The following is a 20,657-nucleotide window of genomic DNA, read 5'->3' on the forward strand; positions in this document are numbered from 1 at the left end:
GAAAAAAACCCGGACGACTGGTTAAAAGAGCATAGGAGGGCATAAATTTTCGTTTTTTCTTTTTTTCGGGGGGTCGGGCCACACGGCCGCCCCCCCCCACCCCCCTTTCCCCCCTTCCCCCTTTCCGCCCTTTCCATCCTTTCCGCCCTTTCCGCCCCACCCCTAAACCCCCACCCACCGCACCCCACCCCTCACCCCCACCCACCACACCCCCTCACCCCCACCCACCACATCCCCTCACCCCCACCCACCCCGCCCCTCAACCCCCACCCACCACACCCCACCGCGCCCCGACCGGCGCGGTTCCACTCCCCCGGGCCTCGGGCCCCGCCCGAGATCTTGGAATTCCGCTGCCCCTGGGCGGGGAGCAGGATTCCAAGATCCAAGAAAGGGCCTGTCTGTTTCGTTCTTTTTCTACCTAGATGACGCGACCGGTCCGATGTGGGCTCGTTGTCCAAGACGTGACGGTTGTAGCGGTACGAGATGGGCGACGGTCGGTGGCCAGTTGGTGCCGTCGGCACACTCTCGGCGGCGAGGGAGCCATCGCCGCCGCCCGCCGGGGTGAGTCGGAGGACGGCACCGCCGCGCTGAGCAGGAAACAGGAACTCGAACTGATCGAGCTGGTCCGGGGCCACTACCCCGATGACCTCGGGCTCGGCGACGAGCTGTGGACCCGGACGAGCCTGGCCGGCGTCATCGCCCAGCGATTCGCCGTACCCCTCGATCCCACCGACGTCGCCGGTTATCTGCTGGCCTGGGGCCTGGGCCCACGCGAACCCACCGACCGTGCCTGCCGGCTCTGCGTGGCCGCCGTCGCCCGGTGGATGGAACAGGACTATCCGGCCATCGTCGACTCCGCCCGGGACCACCAGGCCGAGCTGTACTGGGTCGGCCGCACCCGACTACAGGGCGCCTCGCCGTCCACCGACGTACTGTCGGCCATCTCCACCCGCGGTCACACCCGGTTCCTGCTCACCGCGCACTCGGTGAACCCGTCCCTGCCCCGCGAGTTCCTGCTCCGGCTCAGCGGTCGGGAGGGCCGGACCGTGCACACCGTGGTCGACGGCTCGTGGACCCGGGTCGAATGGCCCGGCCGGATCCCCGCCCGGATCGTGCTGCACCCGACGCCGAGCTGCGGCCGGACCGCTTGAGTCGGTCGAGCTGCAACCGGCCGGACCGCTTGAGTCGGTCGAGCTGCAACCGGCCGGACCGCCTGAGTCGGTCGAGCTGCAACCGGCCGGACCGCCTGAGTCGGTCGAGCTGCGGCCGGGCCTCCTGACTCGGTCGCCGGGGTGCCGATTCGATCCCCCGGCGGACAGCCTGCTACTCTTTCCGGGTCGCTGAGCCCCCGTAGCTCAGGGGATAGAGCACCGCCCTCCGGAGGCGGGGGCGCAGGTTCGAATCCTGCCGGGGGCACACTTGCCAAGCAAGCTTCGACCAGCACGAACAGGCCGCTGACCAGGGGAAACCCGGGCAGCGGCCTTCCTCGTATGTCCGGCCGTGTCCGGCTGTCACCGTGGAGGGCTTGTCAGGTCACCGGCTCGGTGCGCGGCTGCGGTGGGACGGCGGGGTTGTCCCGGCGGAGGAACAGGGCAGCGCACACCGTGGCGGCCAGCATGAGGGCTCCGGCGACGACGATGGCCAGGCCCGGGTTCCGGACCGTGGCGAGGACGCCACCCGCCACGGCTCCCAGTGGGACAGCGCCGAGGCTGAGCAACCGGTACACCGACGTGGTGCGGCCGGCGAACTCCGTCGGCGTGATCGATTGTCGGTAGGAGCGGGCCACGACCGAGAACATGACGCCGCACAGGGCAGCGACGCCCTGCAGTGCGAACACCGCCACGAAGCTGCGCATCGACCCGAGCGTGAGCGTGCAGAGCGAGGCCAGCAGCGACGTGGTGATCATCATGATCCGTCGGGGCACGCGTCGGGCGACCACGCCGGCCAGTCCTGCGCCCAGCACCCCGCCGATTCCCCCGGCGGTCAGCAGAGCCCCGTACGCCGTGCCGTTGAGGCCCAGGGCGTCGAGGGCGAAGAGTACGAACACCGCGCCGACCGCGCCGTTCGCCGCGTTCATGACGCTGGTCCACATCGCCTGCACCAGCAGGTCGCGGTTGCCGACCACCACGGCCAGCCCCTGCCTGGTCTCCCGGGGGATGGCGGCGGCGGCCTCCCGCCACCCTGAGTGGACGGCGGGCGGGGCCCCGGTCGGCGAGGTGTCCGTGGGGTCCGACGTCCGCGCGTCCCCGGCGCCGGATCTCCTCCGCAACCCTCCGTTGAGCACGAGCGCCGAGATGGCGTAGGCAAGCCCGACGCCGACGAAGGCCGGCCACCGGCCCAGGCTGAACAGCCATCCTCCGGTGGGTGGCCCGAGAAATTCCTCACCCAGCATCTGCCCGGCGACCACTCGGGAGTTCGTCCGCTCCAGCCGCTCGTCGGCGACCAGCACCTGGACGACGACCTGCGCCGCGATGTCGCCGAACACCTCCATCGCGGCCAGCAGCACGGCCAGTGCGTAGACCGCCGCGAGCATCGCGCCGGCTCCCAGTACCCCCTGCCCGGCCACCGCGCCGGCCAGGGACAGCATCAGCACAACCCGGACCCGCTGACAGGCCACCATGACCCGGAACGGATCCACCCGATCGAGGATCACACCGGCCGGCAGCGCCAGCACCAGCGGCGGCACGCGCTGCGCGAGGGTCAGCCCCGCGACCTGAAGCGGATCGTGGGTGACGGCGGCGACGGCCAGGGGCAGGGCGGCCAGCCGCAGTCCGTCGCCGATGCTGGCGCTCGCGGTGGAGACCCAGATCCGGGTTTCCAGGGCGGGCCTCGACCGGTGCCGGGGCGGGGCTTCGGCGCTGTCGTTCAGCATGAACGTCGCGGCGTCTGCCACCACACCGGGGATGGCGCGTACCCGGAACGTGGGTTGATGTTGACCGTGGCGCCCGGGTTGACGGCGAACCTGCGCAGTACCGCCCTCGGCTGGGAGTCGAGAATGAACACCCCGTCCACGCTCTCGGTGGTCACCGACGTGACCGTGCCGTCCCCGGCCGAGAACTTGACCGGTGAGGTGTCCGGTGGGTAGACCTCCTGCAGCACCAGCAGCGCCTGCTCGGAAGTCGCTTCGAGCCCGGACCGGAGGGCGGCGGACCACTCGGCCGCGGTCACTTCGGAACCCACCGTGATACCCAGCCCGGCGTGGCCACGAACGGGTTTGACCAACAGCCGGGTCTGGTGCGCGAGGGCGAATTCCGGCAAGGACACCCGATCACCGAAGTACGTTGTCTGGGCCGGCTGGATCACCCGGGTCCAGGGGACGTGTGTCCGCAGCCGCTCTGCCAGGGCCGTCGACATCTGCCCGAGCAGCAGGTCGTCGGACAGCAGCGAGAGCGAGAGCTTGGACGCCAGGATCTCCCCGCAGTATCCGGTGAACACCCGGACCAGCCCGTCCCGGGCGCGGTCGAACACGGTGCGCAGCAGATTCAGCTCGTCGTCCTGGCCGACCTCCGGCGCCTCGAAATAGCGGTAGACCACGGTGACGGGATCGCCCTGGTAGTGCAGCCCTCGACGGTCGATCTCCAGATCTTCCAGAGGGCAGTGGAAGGCGTCGATTCCGTAGCTTTTCAGCCCTTCCACCAGGGAGCCGTAGGACCAGGCCGGCGGGGCGTCCGCGATCTCGTGCCGCCAGTAGCAGACCGCGACCCGGTCCACTCCCGGGGTCAGGGGCATCGTGTCGATCAGCGTCTGCAGGGCTCGGGGGGCGGCGGCTTCCACCTGGATACCGAGTTCGACCAGGAGTTGGGCCTGCACCTCCGCCAGCGCGTCGTGGAGACTGAACAGCCCGGCCGGTGAGTCGCCGTTCATCTCCACGACCACCGGTCGCCCGTCACTGACAACCACGTCGGGTCGCGCGATGGTCTTCCAGTCCTGCCAGGGCTGCATGGCGATCAACTCGTACTCGGTGGGTGCGGCCCGACAGAGCTTCGCCATCGCGCTGAGGTCACCGCCACAGATCTCGTCCCGGATGGCGTTCAAGCCATCGATGGCCGCGCTCGTCGCCGCGCCGAGTTGCTCCAGTGTCGCCATCGGCTCCGACGGCGGGGTGATCACGAATCGTTCCCGGATCCGGGCGGGCGCTGACGGGCCGAGCCGATCCAGCGCTCGCAGCACCTGGGCGGGAGACGGCGACATGTGCAGTGCGGATGCGGTCATGGGTGGCACCTCCGGTGAGGGGGATTACAGGAATCGCTCGGGCGTCACCCGATCAGGCCGAGCGAGGCGGCGAACTCCCGCAGTAGCAGGTCGCAGCGCTCGGGTTGGTCCCACAGCACCTGATGGCTGGCGTCCTCGACCTGGTGGACGGTCACCGCGCCGCCGGAGTGCTGCTGGATCTCTGCGGCCACATCGGGGGGAGTGAGCGGATCCCTGGCGCCGACCAGCACCAGGATCGGATCGCGGACGCCGGCCAGGTCCGGGCGCAGGTCCAGGTCGGCGAACGTCGCCATGAAGTGTGCGTTCACCTCCGGGGTCGCCACCCGCTCGGCGACGATGCGGGTCAGCACGTCATCGGGGGGTCGCAGTCGCGAGAACGGCGCACAGACCCGGGCCCAGTCCCGTTCGGTCTCGGGTGAGGGTTCGCGGAGTGTCCGTTCCATCACGCGGGCGGCCTCGTCGCCGCCGAGGTCGCGGTAGCGTTCGGTGATCTCCTCGGCCGAGGCCCGGCGTGGTGACGATCCGATGACCACGCCGCCCCGGACCACGCCCGGGTGGTCGGCCAGGAAGCGCTGCACCACGAATCCGCCGAAGGATGTGCCGACCAGGAGGACGTCCTCGAGTCCCAACGCCTCGACGAGCTGGCGGATGTCACCGGCCCACCGCGCCAAGGTCCAGTCGCCGGGCGTCGATCGATCACTGCGGCCGTGGCCGCGCTGGTCGGGGACCACCACGGTCGCCCACTCCTGCTGCGGCGCCAGGAAGTAACGCAGCTGTGACCCGTCGATGCCCGGTCCGCCGTGCAGGCCGAGGAGCACAGGTCCGCGCGGTTCCCAGGGCCGCCGGGTGGACGCGGTGACGTAGATGCCGACATCCGTCAGCGTGATGTGCATCGTGGTGTCCCGTTCAGCCAGGTGCATCGGCAGGTGGTCAGTCGGTGAACCGCAGCCGCAGGTCCGCCGGAAACAGCGTGCTGGTCGTCGACATCAGTCGCGGAGGGTCGCCGCTCAGCCCGCTGGTCTGCTGGAGGACCTGGAGAATGAGCTCGTCGAGCCGTTGCACCGACAGTTCGGCTGCCATGCATCGGCGTGCCCCGGCCCCGAACGGGAAGTACTGGACGAGGCTGGGGCGCAGGCCGGCCCAGCGGTCGGGGGCGAACCGCTCCGGTTGGGGGAAGACCTGAGGGTCGCGGTGGCTGACGTACGGGGAGATGACGACCTCGTCGCCCGCGCGCAGTCGCCAACCCGCGTACCCGCCGTCCTGTGCGACGGTTCGGCTGATCAGCCACGTGGGCGGGTACAGGCGCAGTGCCTCATTGATCACCCACGTCCGCGCCGTGGGATCGGTGCGGGCCCGGTCCTGCCACTCCGGGTTACCGGCCAGAAGCGCCAGGATCCACGATCCCGCGGCGGCCGGTACGAGGGTTCCGGCGAGTAGCACGGCCACGGCCAGATTCGCGATGGTGGCCCGGTCGACCTCGGAGTCGACGAGTTCCCCGAGAATGCCGCTCGGACGCGCCGGTTCGAGCAGGTCGACGACGCGTCGCCGCAGTGCCTCGTCGTTGCGCCGCGCAATCCGGTGTCGCCGGAACAGCAGCGTGAGTGGGCGGGGTGGCCGGGTTCCCCTGTCCACGATCGCGATCAGGCTGGGCAGCAACGCGGACGTGCCCGCTTCCAGACCCGGCTCGGGGCCACCCGCCACCAGCCGCACGGACGCACGAAGGTTGAGGCGGATGAGATCCTCGACGACCCGGACGGTTTCGGTCGCGGCGGCCCACTGGCCTATCTGGTCCGACAGCTCGGAACGCCCCAGAGGATCACCGTCGGTGGTGGTCTCGCGGATCGCCGGTGCCGCCCGGCGGCGGGCGCTCATCCACGCTTCCAGCGCCGCGTCGCCACGGCCTGCGGCGGTCGACTCGAGGCGGCGGTTCAGTGCCAGTTGGAAGGCGGTGTTGGTGCCTCGGAACACCGTCTCGATCAGCGCGGGGTCGGACACGTAGACCAGGTTGGCCGCCAACCGCACGACCGGGCCGACGGCCGGGATCGCGCTCAGGAAGCCGAGCCGGTCCGCGTTGTAGGCTCGGATGAAGGCGCGCCAGCTCATGCCGATCTCGGCCGGCTCCAGTGCCATGTCCATCCGGTGATCGTGTCCGTTCCCGTCTGACGTTTTTGCCGGATCCGGTGCCGGGGTGTGGCCGGAGGGGACAGTGCGCGACACGGCGACCCTGGCCCCCTCCGGCGTCGTCACCGTCAGTGCCAGGCGTACCGGCCCGGCATCGACTTACGCATGAGGCGCGCGATGATCCGCTTCATCCTGGTTCACCCCCTCCTCCTGAGTTCACCGAGTGAGAACATCCACCTGCCGCACCAGGTGGGCAGGAGGTCTTCGGCGTGGCGCCGGGCCACAGCAGGTCGGGCGTGACCTCCGCCGGGTTGGTCACCCCGAGCAGAGCCAGCATCTGCCTCAGCTCACCGGTGAGTACGGCGACCAGATCCCCGACGGCGTCCGCTCCGCCGGCGGCCAGAGCCCACAGCACCGGTCGCCCGACCAGCACCATCGAGGCACCGAGGGCCAGTGCGACGGCCGCGTCCACGCCGCTGCGGATCCCGCCGTCGACGAGTACCGGGGCTCGGCCGTGGACCGCCGCGACCACCGCGGGCAGCGCCTCGGCGGTCGACACCGCGCGGCCGCACTGGCGCCCGCCGTGGTTGGACACGATGATCCCGGCGGCACCGGCGTCCAGCGCGCGGATCGCGTCGTCGGGCCGCAGCACGCCCTTCACCAGTACGGGTAGGCCGGAGACCTCCCGGAGCCGTCGGATGTGCGCGTAGGTGGCGGCCGGACTCTCCTCGAGGGGCGCGAAGTCGCTCTGGTCCGCGCCGGGTGTCGCCGGCACGTTGGCGAAGAACTGTTCGTCCGGCACGCGGATCCGGCGGCCGGCCACCCGGTACTTCGGCCCGACCACGGGGGTGTCGCCGGTCAGGACGACGGCCGTCGCCCCGAGCTCGCGGGCCCGGGTCACGAGGCCGAGGGCCGGCCCGGGATCGCGGGTGGCGAAGGTCTGGTACCACCAGTCGCCCGAGCCGGCCGCGGCGATGTCGGCCAGCGGCAGGGAGCTGCGCATGGAGGCGACGAACAGCGAGCCGGTCCTGTCGAACGCCGACCGCGACGCCGCCTCTCCCGCCGGGTGGGCGAGCCCCTGGAAGGCGCACGGAGCGGCCCCGATCGGCGAGGTGAAGGTGGAGCCGAGGAGGCGCACCGACGTGTCGACCCGGGAGACGTCCCGCAACACGTGCGGCGCGAACCGGTACCGCGACCAGCCTGCGGTGGCCTCCCGGGCGGCCTCCTCACCGAACGCCCCGGACTCGTAGTACGCGAAGACGTCCGCGGGCAGTGACTCCCGGGCCCGGCGCGAGTGCTCCCGGAGCACGGGCGGCTGATCGACGCTCATGAAGCCGGCTCCCGTGGTGCGGGCACCCGCGCTGTCGCCGTGTCCAGGACTTGGGTCCGCGTCAGCAGGGCGTCACCACCGGTCGGCAGCATATGGGCATGGCCGTGGAACGTCATTTCATGCCCCGGTGAGCCGATGCCGGCTCAGCTGCCGCCGGCCGTCGGTACAGGGCGTGCGGGCGGGCGCCAGGCGGCGGTTGTCCCACACCGGAAGCGCATTTCCGGGAATGCTTGTCCGATGCGCCGCCTCGCGGAAGTACTCATGCACCTGATGAGCCGGATCGAACCCGAACTGGCCGCACGGTAGCCGTTCCATCGGGCCCTGACTGCTGCGTTTCGGATCGTATTCGCCACTGGTCAGGAGGTTGTAACTGCCGTGATTTACGCCCGCGCGGGGAGCGCTCTGATGCACCGAAATCCCCCGTTGCCTGCTGTCGGTCGCAGCTTATCGACGCCAACCCGCGTCAATGCGCAGCGTATCAATGCGAGCACTCTGTGTCCAGGGCGGAAACGAGTTTCCGGCGACTCGATGAAGGCGTGTCGAATGACGGCGCCGGTGTCGTCAGGAGGACGGGAGGTTTGTGCAGGTGGGCGATGGATCAAGCGACGTCGGCCAATGTGACCGCGTCGAAGACGGGCGGGGTTGAGGCACCCCACGGCGGCGCGGCGGTGGCGTGGCGGTGGCGCGGTCCTCGACCTACGGGAGCCCTCGGCTGCCGGACAGATCACGCCTGAAGAGGACACCACCCAGCCGAGCACCGCTGTTCACTGCCGCATTCTCGGGTCGTGGGTGGGGTCGGCATAGCTGTCGGGACAGCCCCGGTCGACCGCCTCGGGGCGCAGTTCGTAGTGCCAGGATTCGTTGCTGTAGATCTGGCACAGCCCGTGGTCGGCGCCGTGTTCGGACAGCCAGGTCGTGGCGTCGAGCGGGCCGATGTCGACCGCGTTCCCGGACACGTGCGCGGACGTGTCCGCGGTGGCGACCCATCGGGCGGCCTCCGCTTCCGAGCCGTACCTCGAAATTGCCTCGCGAAGCAGTTGGTTCTGGTACTTCCGCGAGCGCCAACCGCTGTTGACGTATATCTCGACGCCGTCCCCGGCGGCCTGCTTCGCCGCGTCGCGCAGGGCCCGGAGCAGATCGGGGTCGAGGTTGGCGACGCCGGGATACTGGTCGTCGAACACGGTCACCCGGTCGGGTAGGTCACCGCCGGCCTCGGCGGCCGGACCACCGTGGTCTCCGCGGAGCACCCCGCCGAACGAGGGCATCGATGACGATGCCGACCGGTAGCCGATGGACCCGATGACGGCGGCGACAACGACCAGACCGAGGATCGGCGGCCAGACGCTCCTGCGAGTTGTTGTTCGTGTTGCTGGAGTCTGCCTCATGCTGCCAGTGAAGACAGCGCGGTGTTGCCAGCCCGTAATCGGTTTTCCATACCTCGGCGATATACGTCGGCTCGTAGCATCGGGATCATGCGTGTGCTGGTCGTCGAGGATGAGCCCTACATGGCAGAAGCCATCCGCGACGGGCTGCGCCTGGAGGCGATCGCGGCCGACATCGCCGGTGACGGTGACACCGCCCTGGAACTGCTGAGCGTCAACTCCTACGACATCGCCGTCCTCGACCGCGACATTCCCGGGCCCTCCGGCGACGAGGTCGCCAGAAGTATCGTCGCCACCGGCAGCGGAATGCCGATCCTGATGCTCACCGCCGCCGACCGACTCGACGACAAGGCATCCGGCTTCGGCCTCGGCGCCGACGACTATCTCACGAAACCGTTCGAACTCCGGGAACTCGTGCTCCGGCTCAGAGCGCTCGACCGCCGGCGCGCGCACAGCAGGCCACCCGTACGACAGATCGCGGGGTTGCGGTTGGACCCGTTCCGCCGTGAGGTCTACCGCGACGGCCGGTACGTCGCCCTCACCCGGAAACAGTTCGCCGTGCTCGAGGTGCTCGTCGCCGCCGAGGGCGGGGTGGTCAGCTCGGAGGAACTCCTGGAACGGGCCTGGGACGAGAACGCGGACCCCTTCACCAACGCCGTACGCATCACCGTCTCCGCGTTGCGCAAGCGCCTCGGGGAGCCCTGGATCATCGCCACCGTCGCCGGTGTCGGCTATCGCATCGACGCGGAACCCGGGGCCGGACGCGCGGGAGGGGTGCGTGGTTAGGGAACCCGGTCTGAGCGTCCGACTCAAGCTCACCCTCAGCTACGCCGGGTTCCTCATGCTCGCGGGTACCCTGCTGCTGGCCGTGGTGTGGGTGTTCCTGCTGCGGTACGTACCCGAGACGGTCTTCGACCCGCCGATGTTCGTACCCAACCGTTCCGACCTGCTGCGCGCCTTCGCCCCGGCGGCGGCCACGGCGTTGGCCTTCCTGCTGGTGTTCGGCCTCCTGGGTGGCTGGGTCCTCGCCGGCAGCATGCTCGCGCCGCTGACCCGGATCACGAGTGCCACCCGGCTGGCCGCGAACGGGTCGCTGTCCCACCGGATCCAGTTGGAGGGCCGCAGCGACGAGTTCCGCGAACTCGCCGACGCCTTCGACACCATGCTGGCGCGACTCGAAGCGCACGTCGCCGAACAGCAGAGATTCGCCGCCAACGCCTCCCACGAGCTGCGCACCCCGCTGGCGATCACGCAGACGCTTCTCGACGTGGCCCGCAACGACCTGAGCCGCGACACCGGCGAGCTCATCGACCGCCTCTATTTCGTCAACACCCGAGCGATCGAACTCACCGAAGCCCTGCTGCTGCTCAGCCGCGCCGACCAGCGGTCCTTCACCCGTGAACACGTCGATCTGTCCCTCATCGCGGAGGAGGCCACGGAAACACTTCTCCCACTGGCGGAGAAACGCGGCATCTCCATCGAGACCTCCGGCGATTTCACGCCCACCCTGGGCGCCCACACGCTCCTGTTACAGATGACCACGAACCTCGTACACAACGCGATCGTCCACAACCTGCCGGAGCGGGGGACGGTGTGGGTCACGACGGGTGTTCATCCCGGGACCGTGGCGCTGACCGTCGAGAACACCGGTGAAAGGCTCAGCCCGCAGCTGGTTTCGACGATCGTCGAGCCGTTCCAGCGCGGCACCGGGCGGGTACGCGGTGGACAGGCGGGTGTCGGCCTCGGCCTGGCGATCGTCAGGAGCATCGCCCAGGCACACGACGGGGTGCTCACCCTCGCTCCCCGGTCCGGCGGCGGACTCCGGGTCACGGTACGGCTGCCCGCCGCGCCACCGCAGCCCGCGTGATCACGCCCGTGCGGGTCAGCAACCGAGTCGTTCGGTGGACAGGGCGATGTCGTCGAGCCACAGGTCGAACTCGTGCGGTGTGGTGCCGGCCTGGTAGAGCTGCCAACCGATCTTCACGGTGTTCACCGCCGGCAGGACGAACGGTACGTCGTTGCCGCCGTGCTCGGTGGTGCTGGCGGTCAGTTCGGGGTTCGCCACCCCGTCGATCCAGACCGCCACCCGGTTGTCCGCCGGGTCGAACTGCCACTCGAAGCACTGCCAGGCGTCCTCGACGACCGGGGCGGACTCCCGCCAGTTGGTCCAGTCACCGGTCGGCCCGCCGTCGGCACCCACGCCCCAGAAGACGCCGGGCACCGTGGGGGCGTACTGTCCGCCGATCGGACGGACCACCTCCGAACTGCCGGTACCGGTCGCCTCCACCAGTGTGAAGTGCGCCCAGTCGGGAGCGGTGGGGAAGGCCGCGACGCGCAGTCGCAGTCGGCCGTAGAACCGGTTGCCCGGTGCGGCGAAGTCGTCGACGCGCAGGAACGCGCGGCCGTTGTCGACCGTGTGGACGTGCAGCACCTGGTTGCCGCGGCGGGCACGTTCAACGGTCAGCGTGCCGTTGCGGGTGTCGACGCCCCAGTTCAGCGTGCTGGGACCACCCGGGGGCAGCCGTTCGAAGTCTTCGCAGAAGAGCGGGCCACGGGCGCAGGTGCCCCGGCGGGAGGCGCCGGCCGCGCCGGCCGGGGCGCCGCTGCCGACCGCGGCGCCACCGGCCGCGGCAGTGGCGGCCGGGTGGCTGCCCGCCGTGGCGCCGGCGGCCGGGACGCTGCCGGCCGTGGCGCCGAGCAACAGGGCGGCGGTCAGCGCGGTCAAGCGGTTGCGCATGGTTGTCCTCCATGACCCTCGGACCCACCAGGAGTGGTGGGGTCCGCCTCCTCCAGGAAGCGCAACCATCATCCCAACTAATCGACGCACGGCAAACTCTCAATGGCCGACGAACGGAAACACCGTGACCAGCAGCCACCAGTTCGACACCGTCGGTGGCTGCCCCCGCTCCCGCGTACACATTGACATCCGTCTCTTGCGGACATAGGGTTCGATCGAATGGATTCGACCCCGCGAACCTCGATGTACGCCGTCGGCAACGCTGCCCCGCTGACCCAATCGCCGTGCTCCCGAGTGACGGCGAGATCAGCCGACGGTACACACATCGTCCGACGAACCGGTCGGCGTCCCGTCCTGCCGGAATGGCACGTCGTCGGAACGCGGGGGCGCCCGCCTGTTCAATTCGCTGGTAGTGCCGAGCGGCAGAGGGAGTCACATATGGCAAGGCACAGATTCGCCTTCGGATCAGCCGCGGCCGCGGCGTTACTCGTCCTCGCCGGCGGCGCAACGGCCGTGCTCGGGGGCCTCGGCGCGACCGCGTCGGCCGCGGGCACGACGGTCGCCGCGGCGACCGCCGGGTGTGGCAAGGCGCCCACGCTCACCAGCGGGAACCGGACGATCTCCAGCAGCGGCCAGAACCGCAGCTACATCCTGAGGATCCCGGACAACTACGACCGGAACCACCCGTACCGGTTGATCTTCGGGTTCCACTGGAACGGCGGCACCGCTGGCGACGTCGACGGTGGCGGATCCGACGGCTACGTCTGGTCGTACTACGGGCTGCGGGCGCAGGCGAACAACAGCACCATCTTCGTCGCACCCCAGGGCAACGGGAACGGCTGGGCCAACCCCGGCGGCCAGGACACCACGTTCGTCGACGACATGATCCGGCTGATCGAGGGAGACCTCTGCGTCGACACCAGCCAGCTCTTCGCCCTCGGCTTCAGCTACGGCGGCGGGATGAGCTACTCCCTGGCCTGCTCCCGAGCCAACGTCTTCCGCGCGGTCGCGGTCTACTCCGGCGGGCAGCTCAGCGGATGCGGCGGCGGCACCCAGCCCATCGCGTACATGGGGTTGCACGGCATCGGCGACCCGGTCCTGAACATCTCCGCGGGGCGGTCGCTGCGGGACACGTTCGTCAGGAACAACGGCTGTACGGCGCAGAGCCCGCCAGAGCCACGCTCGGGCAGCCTGACCCACATCACCACCACCTACTCCGGCTGCCGGGCGGGCTACCCCGTGGTGTGGGCGGCGTTCGACGGCGGACACACCCCGGGCCCGGTGGACGGCGGCGGCGACAGCGGCGCCCGGACCTGGACCAAGATCGAGGTGTGGAAGTTCTTCACCCAGTTCGACAGCAACACCCCGACGCCGACCCCCACGGCCACGCCCACGGCCACGCCCACCTCGGGTCCGACCACCCCGCCGCCCGGCGGCACGGGCCCGGTCCGCAACACCTCCGCCGGCCGGTGCCTGGACGTCAACGGCGCCTCGCAGAGCAACGGCGCGACGGCGATCATCTGGGACTGCAACGGCCAGGCCAACCAGTCCTGGACCGCCAACAGCAGCCAGGAACTGCGGGTGTACGGCAACAAGTGCCTGGATGTGAACGGTGCCGGCACCGCCAACGGGACCCAGGTGATCATCTGGGACTGCAACGGCCAGGCCAACCAGAAGTGGCGGTTCAACAGCGACGGCACGATCACCGCTGTCGGCTCGGGTCGGTGCCTGGACGTGGTGAGCAGCGGCACGGCCAACGGCACGCGCACCCAGATCTGGGACTGCAACGGGGCGGCCAGCCAGCGGTGGACCCGCAGCTGAGCACCGGGGAACACCTCCGCAACGGCGGGTCGGGCGCACCTCGGCGTCCCGCCAACCACCCGGGCACCGAGGGCTGACCGGACCCGTCAAACGGAGCCGGTACGCCGACGGCCGCCCCGATCGCGAGCACCAGCGATCGGGGCGGCCGTTCCGCCACCCGGCCGGCGGGCCCGGTCTCCACCCTGGCGGGTCCCTCGCCGGCAGGCAGCCGGCACACGACCAGATCCAGGCACAGCACCGGCCGGAGCGGAACTCCTCCGGGTGACCCTGTCAGCGCTGACAAATGTCTGGCGCGAATTTCTGGAGGCAACGAAGTGGAACAACGGAACCGAAGCGGTCGACGATGGTCCTGGGCCCGGGTGGGCGCGGTGGCGGCACCGCTGCTGGCGGCGTCGGTCGCCACGCTCGCCGTCGGGGCGGCCGGGCCCGCACAGGCCGCGACGGCGGTGAAGACCCTGGCCGAGGCCAAGGGCCGGTACTTCGGTACCGCGATGACGACCGCGGACATCGGCAACAGCGCCGAGTCCTCCGTGGCGGCGGCCCAGTTCGACATGGTGACGCCCGGCAACGAGATGAAGTGGGACGCGACCGAACCGAACCGCAACGGCTTCAACTTCAGCCGGGGCGACCAGATCCTCAACTGGGGCCAGTCCCACGGCATGCGGGTCCGCGGGCACACCCTGGTGTGGCACAACCAGCTGCCCGCCTGGGTGGGCGGCCTGCCGCTGAACCAGATACAGGCGACGATGGAGAACCACATCACCAACGTGGCCACCCACTACCGGGGCAAGGTCTACTCCTGGGACGTGATCAACGAGCCGTTCAACGAGGACGGCACGCTCCGGCAGGACGTCTTCTACAAGGCGATGGGCACCGGCTACCTCGCTGACGCGCTGCGCACCGCCCACGCCGCCGACCCGAACGCCAAGTTGTACATCAACGACTACAACATCGAGGGCGTCAACGCGAAGAGCAACGGGCTGTACTCCCTCGCCCAGTCCCTGCTGGCCCAGGGGGTCCCGTTGCACGGGATCGGTCTGGAGAGCCACTTCGTCGTCGGGCAGGTCCCGTCGTCGCTGCTGACCAACATGCAGCGGTTCGCCGCGCTGGGGCTGGACGTGGCCATCACCGAGTTGGACGACCGGATCCCGCTGCCGGCGAGCAGCGCGAACCTGCAACAGCAGGGCACCGACTACGGCAACGTGGTGACGGCCTGTCTGGCGGTCCCGCGCTGCCCGGGCGTCTCGCAGTGGGGCGTGGACGACGGTCACTCCTGGATCCCGGGCACCTTCCCGGGGTACGGCGCCGCGATGTTCTACGACGCCAACTACCAGCCGAAGCCCGCGTACAACGCCACCGTCACCGCCCTCAGCGGCCCGTCGAGCCCACCGCCCACCACCGCACCGCCCACCACGGCACCGCCGACCACGGCACCGCCGACCACGGCACCGCCGACCACGGCGCCGCCGACCAGCGCACCGCCCAGCACGCCGGGCGGGACCGGTTGCACGGCCACCTACCAGATCACCAACAGCTGGTCCGGCGGCTTCCAGGTGAACGTGGTGGTGGCGAACAACGGATCGGCGACGCTCAACGGCTGGACCGTGCGGTTCACCCTGGCCAGCGGGCAGAGCATCAGCAGCCTCTGGAGCGGCGTGAACACCGGCACCAGCGGCGCCGTCACGGTACGCAACGCCTCCTACAACGGCAGCGTCAACTCCGGCGGATCCACCTCGTTCGGGTTCACGGCCACCGGCAACGGGGCGAGCCCGGCCACCGCAGTGACCTGCACCAGCCCCTGAGAGTGACCTGCACCAGCCCCTGAGCTGGCGATTGAGCCACGGCCAGCATTCCGCGGCCCTGATCAGGAATCCCGGACGGGACGGTGCGCCCCGACGTACCCGTCCGGAGAACCCGGCCCGGACGCCACGTGGGACCGCCGCGACGCGCGGCGGTCCCACGCCCGTCGCGGGCACCGGCCGGACCCACCGTGCCGGATGCTGGCACACTCGGTCAGGTGAGCAGCGACCTGGCGGCCCTCGACGGCGAACTGGAGAGCCGGAGTCTCGTCGACCTGGCGGTCGCCCGGCTGCGCCGGGAGATCCTCAGTGGTACGACCGAGCCGGGCGAGCGACTCGTCGAGGAGCAGCTCACCCGGCGTCTCGGCATCAGCCGCGCGCCGCTGCGCGAGGCCCTGCGGTTACTGGCCCAGCAGGGCCTGGTCGAACACGTGCCCCGGCGCGGGGTGCGGGTCGCCACCCTCTCCGACCGCGACGTCCTGGAGCTGTACGCGGTCCGCGACGTGCTGGAACGTCACGTGGTGGAGTCGGTGCTACCGGCCACCCAGAAGATCGACCTCGCCGGGATGCGCGCGGCGCTCGACGAGATGGCCGAGGCCACCCGGGGCGCTGACCGGCTCCGGATGGCCGAGGCGCACCGGCGGTTCCACGTGGCGATGGTGGCCCTCGGCGGCAACCGGCAGCTCGTCCAGGTGCAGGAGTCGGTGCTGGTCAAGTTGCAGCTCTACATGGCCCTGAACCTGCACCGGGAGGCGGCGGCCGCGCACCGCGACGACGGCCTGCGCCGGCACGAACGGCTGTACCGGGCCATCGCCGACGATGACCGGGCGGCGACCCTCGCCGAGCTGGCAACGCACGGCGCCCGCTCGTACCTCGGGTAGCCGGCACCGGCCGGACCGGCACCGTCACGTCGCCGTAATACACCGTGCCGGTACGGGAAACACAACTGTCGACAATCGACAGTATGCCAAGCGTGCGAACGGAAACCGGACACCTCGGGATCCCGGAGCTGCGCCGGGCGTACGTGAGCGACCTGCGCTCCCCCGTCGACACCGCCGAGTTGGTGCTCGACCGGGTCGCCGCGCGCGGCGACGACCACGTCTGGATCAGCACGGTGCCGCCCGACGCCCTGCGCGCCGCCGCGGCGGACCTGGAGCGGCGCCGGGACCGGATCGCCGAGCTGCCGCTGTACGGGGTGCCGTTCGCGGTCAAGGACAACATCGACGTCGCCGGCCTGCCCACCACGGCCGGCTGCCCCGGCTTCGCGTACCGGCCCGCCCGCACCGCCCCGGTGGTGGCCCGGCTGCTCGACGCGGGAGCGCTGCTGGTCGGCAAGACCAACCTCGACCAGTTCGCCACCGGGCTGACCGGCGCCCGCTCGCCGTACGGCGCCTGCGAGAGCGTCTTCGGCGGTGGCCTGATCTCCGGCGGATCCAGTTCCGGCTCGGCGGTCGCGGTGGCGGCCGGGCTGGTGTCGTTCGCCCTGGGCACCGACACCGCCGGTTCCGGCCGGGTCCCGGCCGCGCTGAACGGCGTCGTCGGGATCAAGCCCACCCGGGGCCTGCTGAGCACCGTCGGGGTGGTGCCGGCCTGCCGGTCCCTGGACTGCGTGTCGATCTTCGCGGCGGACGTACCGGACGGGCGGACCGTGCTCCGCGTCGCCACCGCTGTCAGTCCGGACGACCCGTGGGGCCGGCAGGAACCGGCGCCGAGCGGGCCGCCGAGGAAGCCGGAGACCCTGCGCCTCGGCGTTCCCGATCCGGCCGAGCTGGAGTTCTTCGGTGATCACGGGCAGGCCGAGCGGTTCGCCGCCGGCAGCCGACGGGTGGCCGCCGTGGTCGCCGGAACCGCACCGGTCGAGCTGGGTCCGCTGTTCGAGGCCGGCGACCTGCTCTACAAGGGACCGTGGGTGGCCGAACGGCTGGCGGTGCTCGGTGACTTCCTCGACGCCCACCCGGCGGAGGTGCTGCCGGTGACCCGGGCGGTACTGGAACGCGGCCGGGAGTTCGACGCGGTCGCCGCGTTCCGTGGGCTGCACCGGCTGCGGGAGTTGCAGTCCTGGACGGAACGGCTGTTCGACCGGATCGACGTGCTGGTCCTGCCGACCGTCGGCACCACGTACACGCACGCGCAGATCGCGGCGGAGCCGATCGCCCGCAACCTCGACCTCGGCCGGTACACCCAGTTCGCGAACCTGCTCGACCTGGCCGCCGTGACCATCCCGAACGGCCGGACCCCGCAGGGCCGGCCGGCGAGCCTGACGCTCATCGGCCCCGCGTTCAGCGACGCCACGCTGGCGCGGCTGGCCGCGGAGATCCACCTGGAAGGAGGCGCATCGCAATGACCACCATCGGCCCGGTACGCGCCGAACCGTACCCCTGGCCGTTCGACGGCTCGGTGCCGGTCGACCGGATCGCGCTGCTGTGCATCGACTGGCAGACCGACTTCTGCGGCCCCGGCGGCTACGTCGACAACATGGGCTACGACATCGAGCTGACCCGCGCCGGCCTGCCGGCGACCGCCAAACTGCTCGACCACGCGCGTTCGGTCGGCATGCTCGTCGTACACACTCGGGAGGGCCACGATCCGGACCTGACCGACCTGCCCGCCAACAAGCGCTGGCGCTCCGCCCGGATCGGTGCCGAGATCGGCTCCGCCGGGCCGTGCGGGCGGATCCTCGTCAGGGGCGAACCGGGCTGGGAGATCGTACCCGAGGTGGCACCGGCGTCCGGTGAGGTGATCATCGACAAGCCCGGCAAGGGTGCCTTCTACGCCACCGGACTCGATCTGGTGCTGCGCACCCGGGGCATCACCCACCTGATCCTCACCGGCATCACCACCGACGTCTGCGTACACACCACGATGCGCGAGGCGAACGACCGTGGGTACGAGTGCGTGATCCTCAGCGACTGCACCGGTGCCACCGACCCGGGCAACCACGCCGCGGCCCTGCACATGGTCACCATGCAGGGCGGCGTGTTCGGCTGCGTGTCGACCTCCACCGACGTGATCGCGGGTACGACGTGGTGACCGTCGAGGCGCGACCGTCGGCGTACCGGTTCGACCCGGCGCAGACCGCGCTGCTGGTCATCGACATGCAACGGGACTTCCTGGAACCTGGCGGGTTCGGGGAGAGCCTCGGCAACGACGTGTCCGAGTTGCGCCGCACCATCGCGCCGACCGCCGCGCTGCTCGCCGGCTGGCGTCGCGCCGACCTGCCGGTCATCCACACCCGGGAGGGACACCTGCCCGACCTCAGCGACTGTCCCCCGGCCAAGCTGGCCCGGGGAGCGCCGAGCATGCGGATCGGTGATCCGGGGCCGAAGGGCCGCATCCTGATCCGTGGCGAGTACGGGCACGACATCATCGACGAACTGGCGCCACTGCCCGGCGAAGTGATCATCGACAAGCCCGGGAAGGGCGCCTTCTACGCCACCGACCTGTCGGCGCTGCTGAGCCGGGACGGCATCCGCAGCCTCGTGGTCACCGGCGTCACCACCGAGGTGTGCGTACACACCACCGTCCGGGAGGCCAACGACCGCGGGTACGACTGCCTCGTGCTCGCCGACTGCGTGGGGTCGTACTTCCCGCGCTTCCAGCAGGTCGGCCTGGAGATGATCGCCGCCCAGGGCGGCATCTTCGGCTGGGTCGGCCAGTCGACCGACCTGCTCGCCGCGCTGTCGCTCTTGCCCGAGGGAGCCCGATCATGACCACCACCTCGCCCGCGCTGCGGCTGCCCCTGTGGGTGCGCGGCGACACCAACGCCTTCTTCGGTTTCGGCGTCAACGTCCTGGTCAACGTGCTCACGCTGACCGGGCTGTGCCTCGGCGTCATCCACCTGTCGAGCGTCAGCGTGTTCGGCGCCATCCTGCCGGCGCTCGGCATCGCCCTGGTGTTCGGCAACGTCTACTACACCGTGCTGGCCCGCCGGCTGGCCCGCCGGGAGAACCGAACCGACGTCACCGCCATGCCGTACGGGCCGAGCGTGCCGCACATGTTCATCGTGATCTTCGTGATCATGCTGCCCATCTACCTGCGTACCCAGGATCCCGTCCGGGCCTGGCGGGCCGGCGTGGCGTGGGCGTTCATCATCGGTGTCATCGTCCTGATCGGCGCGTTCGTCGGCCCCTACATCCGCCGGTACACCCCCCGCGCCGCGCTGCTCGGCACCCTCGCCGGCATCTCCATCACGTTCATCTCGATGAACCCGGCCGGTCGGATGTGGGATCTCGCCTGGGTGGCGCTGCCGGTGTTCGCGCTGCTGCTGGTCGGGCTGCTCACCAACGTGAAGCTGCCCGGCAACATCCCGATCGGGCTCGCCGCCCTGCTGCTCGGCACCGCGATCGGCTGGATCGGCGGCGCCATGTCGGTGCCGGACGTGACCGCCGCCGCCCGGGAGATCGCGTTCGCCTTCCCCACGTTCCACTTCCGGCTGCTGTTCGACGGGCTGGGCGACATGGCCCCGCTGCTGGCCACCGCGATCCCGCTCGGGGTCTACAACTTCACCGAGGGCATGACCAACGTGGAGAGCGCCGCCACCGCCGGGGACAACTACAGCCTGCGGAACGTGCTGCTCGCCGACGGCGCGGGGGCGCTCATCGGTGCGGCCCTCGGCTCGCCGTTCCCGCCGGCCGTCTACGTCGGACACCCGGGTTGGAAGATGGCCGGCGGCCGGACCGGGTACTCGATGGCCGCCGGGGTGGTCGTCGCGGTGCTCTGCTTCCTCGGCATGTTCGGGTTGCTCGGCGCGCTCTTCCCGACGGCCGCCATCGTGCCCGTGCTGCTCTACATCGGGCTGCTGATCGGCGCCCAGGCGTTCCAGGCCACCCCCCGGGCCCACGCCGCCGCCGTGGTCGCGGCGCTGATCCCGAACATCGCCTCCTGGGCCACCGGCCAGATGGACAACGTGCTGGCGGCGGCCGGCACGTCCGCCGCGCAGGTGGGTGACACCGCGCTGGCCAACGCCGGCGTGGTCTATCACGGCCTGCTGGTGCTCGGCCAGGGCGCGATCCTCGCCGGGCTCGTGCTGGGCGCCGTCGTGGCGTTCATCATCGACAAGCGGTTCGCCCAGGCGGCCGTCTTCGCCGCGTCCGGTGCCGCGCTGTCGTTCGTCGGCCTGATCCACGGCGAGAAGATCGAGTGGGACGCCAACGGCCCGGTCGCCCTCGGGTACCTCTTCGTGGCGGTGATCTGCGCGGCCTTCGCCCTCGCCAAGATCCCACCACGCGAACCCGACAGCACCGAACCCGGCGGTG

At 70.6% G+C, this 20,657-nt stretch carries 17 protein-coding genes and 1 tRNA gene; 11 read left to right on the forward strand and 7 right to left on the reverse strand.

All coding sequences use genetic code 11. From position 1 onward, the window contains the following. Positions 1-422: 422 nt before the first annotated feature. The gene (locus tag ACXN5W_RS28185) at positions 423-1,151 is read left to right on the forward strand and encodes a transposase (RefSeq protein ID WP_473161416.1); all 729 of its coding nucleotides are present in this window, start codon (positions 423-425) and stop codon (positions 1,149-1,151) included. A gap of 193 nt (positions 1,152-1,344) precedes the next feature. Beyond that, positions 1,345-1,416, forward strand: a tRNA-Arg gene (locus ACXN5W_RS28190). A gap of 112 nt (positions 1,417-1,528) precedes the next feature. On the opposite strand, the gene ACXN5W_RS28195 is transcribed toward ACXN5W_RS28190, so the two are convergent. The 6 genes from ACXN5W_RS28195 to ACXN5W_RS28220 all read right to left on the reverse strand — a co-directional run bounded on the left by ACXN5W_RS28195 (position 1,529) and on the right by ACXN5W_RS28220 (position 8,928). Next, a complete protein-coding gene (locus ACXN5W_RS28195; RefSeq protein ID WP_473161417.1) occupies positions 1,529-2,893 on the reverse strand; it encodes an MFS transporter in 1,365 nt (454 codons plus the stop codon). Next, positions 2,866-4,212: a hypothetical protein gene (locus tag ACXN5W_RS28200; RefSeq protein WP_473161418.1), complete on the reverse strand. Its 1,347-nt coding sequence runs from the start codon at positions 4,210-4,212 to the stop codon at positions 2,866-2,868. Before ACXN5W_RS28200 ends, ACXN5W_RS28195 begins: the two co-directional genes overlap by 28 nt. Positions 4,213-4,256: 44 nt before the next feature. Further along, on the reverse strand, positions 4,257-5,132 hold the full coding sequence (locus tag ACXN5W_RS28205; RefSeq protein ID WP_473161419.1) for an alpha/beta fold hydrolase: 876 nt from the start codon (positions 5,130-5,132) through the stop codon (positions 4,257-4,259). Between the two features lie 10 nt (positions 5,133-5,142). Further along, positions 5,143-6,348, reverse strand: a complete 1,206-nt coding sequence (locus tag ACXN5W_RS28210; RefSeq protein WP_473161420.1) for a cytochrome P450 — start codon at positions 6,346-6,348, stop codon at positions 5,143-5,145. A gap of 172 nt (positions 6,349-6,520) precedes the next feature. Next, positions 6,521-7,663 (reverse strand): alpha-hydroxy acid oxidase, encoded by a 1,143-nt coding sequence (locus ACXN5W_RS28215; RefSeq protein WP_473161421.1) that lies wholly within the window; start codon positions 7,661-7,663, stop codon positions 6,521-6,523. Positions 7,664-8,427: 764 nt separating this feature from the next. Beyond that, positions 8,428-8,928, reverse strand: coding sequence for a M15 family metallopeptidase (locus tag ACXN5W_RS28220; RefSeq protein ID WP_473161422.1), 501 nt, complete (start codon positions 8,926-8,928; stop codon positions 8,428-8,430). A gap of 207 nt (positions 8,929-9,135) precedes the next feature. Between ACXN5W_RS28220 and ACXN5W_RS28225 the strand changes: the two genes are divergently transcribed. Continuing rightward, entirely contained in the window at positions 9,136-9,831 is a 696-nt protein-coding gene (locus tag ACXN5W_RS28225; RefSeq protein WP_473161423.1) for a response regulator transcription factor, read from the forward strand. Further along, entirely contained in the window at positions 9,824-10,912 is a 1,089-nt protein-coding gene (locus tag ACXN5W_RS28230; protein WP_473161424.1) for a sensor histidine kinase, read from the forward strand. The genes ACXN5W_RS28225 and ACXN5W_RS28230 overlap by 8 nt, the downstream gene beginning before the upstream one ends. A gap of 15 nt (positions 10,913-10,927) precedes the next feature. Here ACXN5W_RS28230 and ACXN5W_RS28235 read toward each other — a convergent pair whose 3' ends face one another. Next, entirely contained in the window at positions 10,928-11,782 is an 855-nt protein-coding gene (locus ACXN5W_RS28235; RefSeq protein WP_473161425.1) for a hypothetical protein, read from the reverse strand. Positions 11,783-12,220: 438 nt separating this feature from the next. Here ACXN5W_RS28235 and ACXN5W_RS28240 point away from each other — a divergent pair, with 438 nt between their 5' ends. From ACXN5W_RS28240 to ACXN5W_RS28270, 7 genes are all read left to right on the forward strand, one after another. Continuing rightward, on the forward strand, positions 12,221-13,603 hold the full coding sequence (locus ACXN5W_RS28240) for a ricin-type beta-trefoil lectin domain protein (protein WP_473161426.1): 1,383 nt from the start codon (positions 12,221-12,223) through the stop codon (positions 13,601-13,603). A 314-nt stretch (positions 13,604-13,917) separates the two neighbouring features. Next, positions 13,918-15,405 carry a glycoside hydrolase family 10 protein gene (locus ACXN5W_RS28245; RefSeq protein WP_473161427.1) on the forward strand — a complete coding sequence of 496 codons (1,488 nt, stop codon included), beginning with the start codon at positions 13,918-13,920 and terminating at the stop codon, positions 15,403-15,405. Between the two features lie 215 nt (positions 15,406-15,620). Continuing rightward, positions 15,621-16,283 carry a GntR family transcriptional regulator gene (locus ACXN5W_RS28250; protein ID WP_473161428.1) on the forward strand — a complete coding sequence of 221 codons (663 nt, stop codon included), beginning with the start codon at positions 15,621-15,623 and terminating at the stop codon, positions 16,281-16,283. A 92-nt stretch (positions 16,284-16,375) separates the two neighbouring features. Continuing rightward, a complete protein-coding gene (gene atzF, locus ACXN5W_RS28255; RefSeq protein ID WP_473161429.1) occupies positions 16,376-17,746 on the forward strand; it encodes an allophanate hydrolase in 1,371 nt (456 codons plus the stop codon). Then, a complete protein-coding gene (gene biuH / locus ACXN5W_RS28260) occupies positions 17,743-18,432 on the forward strand; it encodes a biuret amidohydrolase (protein WP_473161430.1) in 690 nt (229 codons plus the stop codon). Before atzF ends, biuH begins: the two co-directional genes overlap by 4 nt. Further along, positions 18,429-19,112 (forward strand): cysteine hydrolase family protein, encoded by a 684-nt coding sequence (locus ACXN5W_RS28265; RefSeq protein ID WP_473161431.1) that lies wholly within the window; start codon positions 18,429-18,431, stop codon positions 19,110-19,112. Before biuH ends, ACXN5W_RS28265 begins: the two co-directional genes overlap by 4 nt. Then, positions 19,109-20,657: regulator (locus ACXN5W_RS28270; protein WP_473161432.1), on the forward strand; the 1,549-nt coding region annotated here is incomplete at its 3' end. The genes ACXN5W_RS28265 and ACXN5W_RS28270, both read left to right, overlap by 4 nt.

The sequence above is a fragment of the Plantactinospora sp. A48 genome (assembly GCF_055793945.1).